Source organism: Vibrio paracholerae (assembly GCF_037672085.1).
Classification (GTDB): Bacteria; Pseudomonadota; Gammaproteobacteria; order Enterobacterales; family Vibrionaceae; genus Vibrio; species Vibrio cholerae.
This window is the reverse complement of sequence record NZ_JBBHLM010000002.1, coordinates 771,761-781,805: the sequence shown is the minus strand read 5'-3', so window position 1 is coordinate 781,805 and position 10,045 is coordinate 771,761. Positions and strand designations below refer to the sequence as shown.

The following is a 10,045-nucleotide window of genomic DNA, read 5'->3' as shown; positions in this document are numbered from 1 at the left end:
GATGGGGCTTACCACATTAACAGGCAAGGTGAATGAAGTCCGTGCTGAGTCAGAGGTTAAAACTCTTCATCCATCACCACATGGCGCTCTTCGTGGTACGCCTCTTCGTTTTTACCGCGCTTCCAATAAGGAATGGCGTAAATCTTATCTCTTGCGATTCGATATTCATTTCGCAAAATTTTACGACACGCAATAACGCTCTCATTTTCTCCTGCCACAAAAGCAGAAAGCGACTCTGCGCCTTGCGGTACTGGCAGTTGTTTAATCGCCATCGCCAAAGCGGGTTGCGCCTGATTAGGATCGCGCACTAACCACTTAATCACCATCTGTTCTGGATGGGAGATATCATGCTTATCTTCGATATCATCCACTTCAAGAAATACATAGCCTTTGGCCTGACTGGGCATTTTTTCTAAAATGGCACTGATCGCAGGCACAGCAGAGAGATCGCCAGCCATAATATGCCAATCCGCGGGCTCGATAAGAGGGTCTGGCCCACCGGGACCTATCAAACCGAGTTGTGAACCAGTTTGAGCTTTTAGCGCCCATCCACCACCCGGCGTTCCCTCTCCATGCACAACAAAATCGATATCAAGCTCATTGTTCTGTGCTCGGTATTGTCTAACGGTATACGCTCGCGGAACCGGTTTATGCTCTGGCCAAATGACTTTATCACCCTCACGAATCGGTAACTGGAGTATGCCACTCGCCTGATTAGGGAAAAAAACCTTAATGTGTGACCCATTTTGATTTTCGGGGAATCCAATTAAATCCTCACCGGTCAGTGTCACTCGAAGTAGGTTTTTTGATACATACTTTTTACGCACAAAATCCAGTAATTTCGGATAAACGCGCTCGACTTCGTTACTCATTTTTTCACCTAATTTATCTTATGCCTTAGCCAACCTTGCTGGGAGTGTCATTCACTCAATCCTCCCAACGTTCTGCCCCAGCTGAAAAACACTGGTTCGGCCCTGCTAACAATTAATTCAAATGAGAATGTATATCATTAACTAACTTTACACAACTGTCGATCAACTTAACCAAAGGATCCTAGATTCTTAGAATATGGTTTAACCTCGAGAGCTCAGCTCAAGGCTCAAATACGAACATAAAAAAAACGCCTCTCAGCTGACTTAGAGGCGTTGTTTTGTTTCAGTCCATTTGAAATATCATTTAGAAATTCAACTGCACCGATGCACCAATCATGCGAGGCTGCTGTTTAAGTTGGTCAAGCGTATTATTGGTTGAGAGATAGAGCGTTGTTTTATCAGAATCCAATAAGTTAGTGGCGTACAAGGTTGCTCGTCCATGCTCAAAAACATAGGCTAACTGAGCATTGGCAAGCCAATATGAGTCAATCGCAAATTTTTCTAAATTGCTACTTTCCGAGAAATAGCTTCCGGTATAAGCCGCATTACTACTGAACTCAAACCCTTGGCCAAAATCATAAAGCAGACCAACATTGGCTGACATTTTCGGTGCACGAGGCAGCTCTTTAGTCTTTCCGGTGGTTTCTTTGAACTCGGTTTTCAAAAGCCCTAGGTTGGCAAAAAGTTCGAGTGAAGAAGTCGCATACCAACGTGATCCGATTTCAGCGCCATAAGTGCTCGCTTCATCAAGGTTAGCGATAAACACATCACCACTGGATGTGGTTTGCGTCATCTGCATACTGTCGAAATCATTATAGAAAAGGTTAGTCAACACTTCGACGGACTGGCTGAAACGGTGACGGGTGTAAAACTCATAGTTCCAAATTGATTCCTGTTCAAACTCGTAGGGTCTAAAACCTGTTAATTGCATCGCGTTAAAGGCTAGACCTGCCCCACCCGCATTGTAACCTTTAGCCGCTTTAATCCCATAGGTCTGCCCTTGCACTGGTGTATATGCCACATCGAGCTTAGGCAAAAATACGCTGGATGTTTCATCGTAATCAAGCTTGTATCTTGGGTGCGAGACGTTTCGCTTAACCTGCTCTCTTTCAAATCGCCCAGCCAAATTCACATCGATAGAAGGCGTTAACGCATAAGTGACTTCCGCAAAAACGGATTTGGCTTTAGTGCGGCCATCCATCGGATATGCACTGGTCGCATCAATGTACATATCATCTTGTGAAGATTGGTAGTAACGCGCCCCGATTAGGGCATTCACGCTACCATCCAGTGCGATATAGCGTAATAACGGTTCGATATGAAATTCTTTACCATCGGTATTGAAATCCCCTCGGCTATTGGGATTGGTATAACGGTCATAGCTGAAATCGGCATACACCAGATTGTTTTCAACAGTGAAGAGGTCGTTGAGATGCCAGATAATATCCCACGCCGTCGTAAACGAGGCTGTCTCATAAACAGGTCGGAAGGCTTCGTTACCCACCACATTAATGTTTTCTGTTTGTGGCCCACGAGAATCCATGTGAGAGAGCGTTAACGTGGTTTTAAAACCATCCAGCGCTGAAGGTTCATACAGCAGCTTACCGCGCACCGAATTCATCTCGATTTTTTTAGGATCGCCCGCGGGTTCAAAAGCAGCAAGATCGACAAAACTATCGCGCTTCTGCTGATCAAAACTCAAACGAAATGCCAACTCATCTTGAATAATAGGTGCAGAAATCATACCCGCGGTTTGCGAATAATCGCTTTCGCCAATACCTGCTTTTACCGCACTTTCAAAATGATGAGTAGGATCGTTAGACTTCATCACAATCGCGCCCGCCGAGGTATTTCGCCCCTGAATGTAGCTCTGTGGCCCTAAATAGATCTCCACTTGCTGCATATCCCAGAGTGAACGAGGGCCAAAAGCAATTTCAGAATAAGTCAGTGAACGGCCGTCAATCGACATATTTAAGCGAGGTGAAGTGCCAGCAAAACTGGCCAAGCCCCCAACGGAAGGCCCTGAGCCATCGATACCGCGAATCGTGGGCATATTGTTGCTTTGACCAGAATCGACAAGGTTTGGGATCAGTTGTAGGAGATCATCAATCTCTGTTGCACCGGGTGTTCTCTCAATCGTGTCTTGATCAAACACTTCGACACTCGAGCTCGTCTCATAAATGCTGCGTTGTGTTTTTTCGCCAATCACGACCAACACGGGCATTTCTTGCTCTTGTTTACTTGTAGTTTGCGTTTCCGCATAGGCCAAACTGCCCGTAAAAAGCCCCATCATCACTGCTGACAAAGTGTGCAATTTAAACTTTTTTTTCTCTGCAAGATTGACTCGCGCTGGGCATAAAGCTGCCATTTGAATTTCTCCTTAACTCTAAATTAACCACTACACTGCGCTCAGGCCAGTATGGAGTTGAGAGGCTTCCTTCGTTTTTCAATGACAAATACCAGAACGAAAAAGTACGCGGCAAAACAAAACAGCACTGCTAAACCATGACTCAAGACCATGCGCTTGATTGCAAGTATTCCGACGAACATACAGTAACAATGCACTGAGCCACGGTTTAACCAAGACACTAAGTTGCATAGAACGTACATCATTGAGAATCTTAATAATTCACACATCAAATGTAAAGCATTCTCATTTGCATTTATAGATACATTCATTGCTTGGATAAAAAGAGCGTTGCAGGGGGAAGTAGAGAGAAGCGAAAAGGTAAATCTATACTCAAACTACTTGGAGTTGCAGGTAGGCAACAAGAGAGTGAATCCCCATGAACATAGATAAACGGGTGAACGAACGTAGCCAACACCGCTGCAGCTTCAAGTCGGAAGGGTATACAAGGTCAGAGTAAACCTTACTATGTCAATCTTTGGTCATTCCTACAGCACATTTCTTCTCGTGCTAGCCAAAAGCCTCTATTATTACTATTAACAGTTTTATTTATAAAACACGTCATGTCGAAAAGTAACCTAGAGACCAATACCGGACACCGCTTTATATCTAAAGCGAAAACCGCGTATAAAATTCATATTCATACCCCTGACGATAAGGTTTTACATCGCTCAGTTGGGTTTGTACGGCTTGGTGAAAAGAAAGGATTGAAGAAAGCGATTTTGCTACGCAACGAATTGGGCTCCGCCATGTGGGGCAAATTTTGGCGCAGAATCCTAAAAGATCCTTACTTGATGACTCGCTTACCACACAGCTTAGAACCCAAAATCATCCACAAACCTAGGCCGACCTTGGATAACCCCAAGGCAAGAGACGCTTGCTATATTGCGGCTTGGCGAGAATACGATGAACAAGGTAAATGCCACTTCCGCAGCGTGGTCTGCTCTATCAATAAACACGGAAAACTGGCCGCCTACACGAAAACCAAAAAAGCCCTATTAGCCGCGCATAAAGATTGCTTAGATATTTTGGTGTTTATGGGACGCTTAAACAGTATCGACCTGAAATAAAACCTTTTCGACTCAACTTTTGTTATCACCAGAAAAAACAAAGGCCCGAATGGGCCTTTGTAAATTGAATCTTGATGATTACCGTGAATTATTCAGTAATTTTGTACTGGAATTCAGGGATCACTAGCTCAACACGACGGTTCTTCTCACGACCTTCTGCTGTCGCGTTAGAAGCGATTGGGCTGCTTTCGCCTAGACCTTTAGCTGAAATACGAGATGCATCAATACCTTGAGCTTCTAGTGCTTTCGCTACTGCTTGAGCACGACGCTCAGACAGTTTTTGGTTGTAAGCTTCAGAACCTGTTGAGTCTGTGTGACCAACTACTTCTACTTTTGCTTGTGGATATTGATTTAGGTAACCCACAATTTTATCCAGCTTCTGAACCGTTGCTGGTTTTAGCTCAGCACTTGCAGTAGCAAATGTGCTGCTATCCAGATGTTGGAAAGTAAAGGTTTTGGTGACTGCCACTTTCTCGACTGGTGCGGCAACAGGTGCAGGTTCAGCTGGGCGCTGTTCTACCACTGGTGCTGGCTCTTCACTACCACCAAACTTATAAGCGATACCGAGTGTAGCGGTTTCTGCGCGTGCACGTACGATGTCGTTATTAATGTCAGTCAGGTTTTGGTATTCCAAACGCATAGTGACATTGTGGTTAGTGTTGAACTCTAGGCCTGCTGCACCTAGATATGAGTAGTCGTCCTTGCTGCCGTAATCGACATAAGCACCACCCACTTTACCGTACAGCGCAATGCCTTCGGTCAGAGGAATGCTGAGTTTTGGTGCTAGCGTTACCGCTTGTACCTTCTCATTAGCCAGTCCATCTGCAGTAAACTTACCTAAGTAGTCATAGCCTGCTTCCAGAGAGAGCCATTTGTTTGCTTGGTAACCCAGAAACGCGCCTACAACCTGATCATCATCTTCACAAGATTGACCAGCTAGACACGCGTCATCCAACCAAGATTTACCGACCTTACCTCCGACATACACCTCTGCCACTGCCGCAGAAGAAGCAAAAAGTAACGTCGCTGAAATAATTGCCGCTAGCTTTTTCATGGTATTTCCTTTTTTCTTTATGATTATTGTCGAGAGTTATACGCTGATCCTCGACCGTTCAAAAAGGTTAACTCGTACTCGAGCCAGATCACCTTTTTGTCGGCATCACTATAGCGGATGAAATAAAAAGAAAAAGAGCCTTTCGGTTATTATTTTGTCACGTCTTTGCTAAAAATGAGAAAAGACTAAAACACATACCCTTAACTATAAACGGTAGAATTAGAACAAGACTTCAAAGGATAATAAAAAAGCCGCAGTTTGTTCTGCGGCTTTGGCTTTTTATGCAATCAAACTACTATGTATTCGCTTCACGAGTTTCGATGTACTCTAGTGCCATTTTGATACGTGCAATTACACGTTCTTGACCAATCAAGTTCATCACCGCATCCACAGAAGGCGATTGACCACCGCCAGTCACGGCAACACGCAGTGGCATACCGATTTTACCCATGCCGATCTCAAGCTCTTCACACACTTGTGCGATCACGTGATGCAGCGCTTCGGTATTCCATTCTGTCAGCGCTTCGATCTTGCTCAGAGCTAGCATCAATGGCTCTTTCGCCACACCACGTAGATGTTTCTTCGCGGCATCAGCATCAAACTCAGCAAAATCTTCGTAGAAGTAACGTGATTGCTGCGCGAGCTCAACCAGGGTATTGCAACGCTCCCCCACCAACTTCACCACTTCTGCTAAAGCAGGACCGGTCGCTTTGTTAATACCTTGGTTTTCGAAATGCCACTCAAGGTGTTTCGCCACATACTCAGGTTCTGAAGTCTTGATGTAGTGGTTGTTCAACCACAGCAGTTTGTCAGTGTTAAACGCTGACGCTGATTTTGAAATTGCGTTAAGGCTGAATAGGTTGATCATTTCATCGCGAGAGAAGATCTCTTGGTCGCCATGTCCCCAACCTAAACGCACTAAGTAGTTCAGCAGCGCTTCAGGCAGGTAACCATCATCACGGTATTGCATTACAGAAACCGCGCCATGGCGCTTAGACAGCTTGGCACCATCATCACCCAAGATCATTGCACAGTGCGCAAAGGTTGGGATGGTCGCGCCCATGGCTTTGTAAATGTTGATTTGGCGTGGCGTGTTGTTGATGTGGTCTTCACCACGAATCACATGGCTGATCCCCATATCGACATCATCTACCACTACACAGAAGTTATAGGTCGGAGTGCCATCAGTACGACGGATGATCAGATCATCCAGTTGCTCGTTACGGATTTCGATGCGGCCACGGATTTGGTCATCAAAAACGACGCTCCCCTCTTTCGGGTTACGGAAACGGATACAGCAAGGCTCGCCTTCTTTCGCCGCGTCATTGACCGCTTTGATTTTTGGATGGTTCGCATCGTAGCGAGGCATCTCTTTGTTGGCTTCTTGCTCAGCACGGATTTCATCCAGCAGCTCTTTCGGCGCATAGCACTTGTAGGCTTTGCCTTCTGCCAACAACTGATCAATCACTTGGTTGTAACGGTCAAAACGTTTGGTTTGGTAGTATGGGCCTTCATCCCATTCCAAACCTAACCACGTCATGCCTTCAATAATGGCATCCACCGCCGCCTGAGTAGAGCGTTCTAGGTCGGTGTCTTCAATACGCAGAACAAATTCACCACCTTGGCTTTTAGCATATAACCAAGAATAGAGTGCTGTACGCGCACCACCAACGTGCAGATACCCAGTCGGACTAGGCGCAAAACGAGTTTTAACCGTCATTTGAATTACCTTTGTGAGATTCTTTTGCTGAGAGCTCAGCATGCGAAATTTTGGGCGGTATTCTAACACCCGAGTTAACGCGATGCTACGCACGATTTTCGGCAAATTGACTCTTGGTAAAATGAGTTCGAGAAGTAAGGGTTGACCTTACCTTAAGGTTAAGGTTTATCCTTGTGGACATTCCGCAAGGAGGAGTGATCATGAACCATTTTGCTTTAGCGCTGCGTGGCCTGAACTGCATGGGCTGTGCGCAAAAATTGGAGCGCCAACTCAATCAAGATCTCACCGTTGAGATCGAAACGCTGACGCCAACCTCGATTGAACTGCATACCCATGCCACCTTAACTGAGGTGCTCACCAGTATTGAATCGCTGGGTTATCAAGGCGGTACTGAGCAAACTTATCAGCTACAAGGTTTAAACTATGGTCGCTGTGTGAATAAACTGACCACGCACCTCAGCGCGCAGGCAGAGATTGCCAAACTGCAAGTCAGTAAAGAGTGGCTTTCGCTGGTTACAACCTTAACCACTGAGCAAGTGCAAGCGCTGGTGGCGGAAGTGGGCTATCAGGCTATAAAAGCAGAAGCAGAATCAACACTTGCGCCAGCAGCCTCTATTGATGAGAAGAAAACCGATACGCCTGATGCTGAAAACTCCTCGAATACAGAACCCGCCGAAGCGTCTAGCCAAACGCTCTCTCTGCTTATTAAAGGGATGACCTGCGCCAGTTGTGTCGCATCGGTGGAAAAAGCCCTGCTTTCTGTTGAGGGAGTGCAGAGTGCACAAGTCAACCTCGCAGAGCAAAGTGCCTTGGTGAAAGCCAATTTCACCAATCCGCAACCACTGCTTAACTCAATTCAACGTGCTGGCTACCAAGCCGAGATCTTGGATGACCCCGCGCAGCCGCAAGCCAAACAACAAGCGCAATTAGAAGCCTTACAAAAAGAGCATAAACAGAGTGCCTTATTAGGTATCGCTCTGGGTGCGCCTTTAATGCTGTGGGGCGTGTTTGGCGGCAATATGATGATCCGCAATAGCAGTGATCAAATGGTCTGGGGTGGAATCGGCGTCATCTGTTTCGCACTGCTGCTCACCGCCGGCCGCCACTTCTTTATGAATGCGTGGCAAGCACTGACTCATGGCAGAGCGACCATGGACACCCTAGTCGCATTGGGCACTGGCGCAGCTTGGTTTTACTCCATGCTCGTAGTAGCTTGGCCGCAAGCGTTTCCGGATGCAGCGCGCCATGTTTATTTTGAAGCGACCGCCATGATCATTGGTTTGATTTCATTGGGTCATTACATTGAAACCAAAGCCAAAAGCAATACTAATCGCTCACTGCAAGCCTTGCTTAACTTACAACCACAGCAAGCAACGTTGGTGACTGAACAAGGCGATCAATCCATCGCCGTCGCTGATATTCAACTGGGCATGTCACTGCGCATCAAACCCGGAGAGCAAGTCCCTGTCGATGGAGTAGTCAGTACTGGTCACTCTTATCTGGATGAATCCATGCTCACGGGCGAACCCATTCCTGTACTCAAAGAAGCCGGCGCGAAAGTCGCAGCGGGCACATTGAACCAAGATGGCAGCTTAGTGATCACCGCTACTGGCATTGGTGCGCAAACCATGCTGGCTCGGATTATCCAGATGGTAAGACAAGCGCAAAGCAGTAAACCGGCGATGGCTCGTTTAGCCGATCAGATTTCCTCTGTTTTCGTGCCCGTTGTTGTTGTCATTGCCATCTTGTCTGCCGCACTTTGGTATCTGTATGGCCCCGATCCTAAAGCCAGTTACATGTTGGTCGTTGCGACCACTGTATTAATCATCGCCTGCCCTTGTGCTTTGGGGCTTGCCACTCCGCTCTCGATTACCGTGGGTATTGGCAAAGCGGCAGAGATGGGGATTTTAATTCGCGATGCCAACGTACTGCAGACCGCAAGTCAGGTAGATACCGTGGTGTTTGATAAAACGGGGACGCTGACCTTAGGCAAACCGAGTATTCAATCACTGCATGTGTTGCAGGGTGATGAAAACCAATTACTTGCCCTAGCTTATGCCCTTGAGCAGCAATCAGAACACCCACTGGCTAAAGCGATCTGTGATTACGCGAAACAACGCAATATTAGTCCAGTAGAGATCAGCCAATTCACTAACCAACGTGGACGTGGCCTCTCAGCCGATTACCAGAATCAAACCGTGCGGGTTGGCTCTCTCGCTTTTATGCAAGAACAAGGCATTGATTTGTCGATGGCTGAATCAACTCTAGAACAATTTGCAGCACAAGCGTGGACGCCAGTTGCGGTAGCTTATCGTGGCATGTTGCAAGGCGTGTTAGCCATTGCCGACCCGATCAAGCCCACCTCAGCGCAAGCGGTACGTAAGCTCAATGAGCTTGGAATTCATACCGTGATGCTGACTGGCGATCACGCTTCGGTTGCCAATGCGATTGCCAAAGAGCTCGGTATCTCGCAAGTGATAGCGCAAGTGCTGCCCGACCAAAAAGCGCAGCACATTCAAGCTTTGCAACAACAAGGCCGTAAAGTCGCCATGATTGGCGATGGAATTAATGATGCCCCAGCTTTAGCGCTAGCTGACATTGGTATTGCCATGGGCAGTGGCAGTGATGTAGCCATTGAGAGCGCACAGATGACCCTTTTGAATTCATCACCAACCAGTGTGGTGAGCGCGATTGAGCTGTCAAAAGCCACACTGCGCAATATGAAGCAAAACCTGTTTGGCGCATTTATTTACAACACGCTGGGCATTCCTATCGCAGCGGGTGTGCTTTACCCAGCGTTTGGATTTTTACTCAGCCCAGTTGTCGCCGGTGCGGCGATGGCGCTCTCCTCGATCACCGTGGTCAGCAATGCCAATCGCCTGCGCTGGAGCAAAATTTCTTTCGATCAACATTCTCAATGAG

The 10,045-nt window shown here is 46.8% G+C and carries 6 protein-coding genes; 2 read left to right on the top strand and 4 right to left on the bottom strand.

Annotated features, from left to right (window positions below):
• Positions 1–56 precede the first annotated feature (56 nt).
• Complete coding sequence (locus R4537_RS08875; RefSeq protein WP_071179133.1) at positions 57–872, bottom strand: siderophore-interacting protein; 816 nt, start codon at positions 870–872, stop codon at positions 57–59.
• 304 nt (positions 873–1,176) lie between these two features.
• Positions 1,177–3,240 carry a TonB-dependent siderophore receptor gene (locus R4537_RS08870; RefSeq protein ID WP_071179134.1) on the bottom strand — a complete coding sequence of 688 codons (2,064 nt, stop codon included), beginning with the start codon at positions 3,238–3,240 and terminating at the stop codon, positions 1,177–1,179.
• 602 nt (positions 3,241–3,842) lie between these two features.
• Here R4537_RS08870 and R4537_RS08865 point away from each other — a divergent pair.
• Complete coding sequence (locus R4537_RS08865) at positions 3,843–4,349, top strand: hypothetical protein (RefSeq protein ID WP_000045926.1); 507 nt, start codon at positions 3,843–3,845, stop codon at positions 4,347–4,349.
• Between the two features lie 88 nt (positions 4,350–4,437).
• Here the strand turns inward: R4537_RS08865 and R4537_RS08860 are convergent, their stop codons facing one another.
• Positions 4,438–5,403, bottom strand: a complete 966-nt coding sequence (locus tag R4537_RS08860; RefSeq protein ID WP_071179135.1) for an OmpA family protein — start codon at positions 5,401–5,403, stop codon at positions 4,438–4,440.
• A gap of 295 nt (positions 5,404–5,698) precedes the next feature.
• Positions 5,699–7,123: a glutamate--tRNA ligase gene (gene gltX / locus R4537_RS08855; protein WP_042988545.1), complete on the bottom strand. Its 1,425-nt coding sequence runs from the start codon at positions 7,121–7,123 to the stop codon at positions 5,699–5,701.
• A 200-nt stretch (positions 7,124–7,323) separates the two neighbouring features.
• Here gltX and copA point away from each other — a divergent pair, with 200 nt between their 5' ends.
• Positions 7,324–10,044 carry a copper-translocating P-type ATPase CopA gene (gene copA, locus R4537_RS08850; RefSeq protein ID WP_071179136.1) on the top strand — a complete coding sequence of 907 codons (2,721 nt, stop codon included), beginning with the start codon at positions 7,324–7,326 and terminating at the stop codon, positions 10,042–10,044.
• The last annotated feature ends 1 nt before the right edge of the window (position 10,045 follow it).

Excerpts from the sequence above, each read along its gene's own strand:
- R4537_RS08875 (WP_071179133.1), bottom strand. The coding sequence starts at position 872 with ATGAGTAACGAAGTCGAGCGCGTTTATCCGAAATTACTGGATTTTGTG.
- R4537_RS08870 (WP_071179134.1), bottom strand. The coding sequence starts at position 3,240 with ATGGCAGCTTTATGCCCAGCGCGAGTCAATCTTGCAGAGAAAAAAAAG.
- R4537_RS08865 (WP_000045926.1), top strand. The coding sequence starts at position 3,843 with ATGTCGAAAAGTAACCTAGAGACCAATACCGGACACCGCTTTATATCT.
- R4537_RS08860 (WP_071179135.1), bottom strand. The coding sequence starts at position 5,403 with ATGAAAAAGCTAGCGGCAATTATTTCAGCGACGTTACTTTTTGCTTCT.
- gltX (WP_042988545.1), bottom strand. The coding sequence starts at position 7,123 with ATGACGGTTAAAACTCGTTTTGCGCCTAGTCCGACTGGGTATCTGCAC.
- copA (WP_071179136.1), top strand. The coding sequence starts at position 7,324 with ATGAACCATTTTGCTTTAGCGCTGCGTGGCCTGAACTGCATGGGCTGT.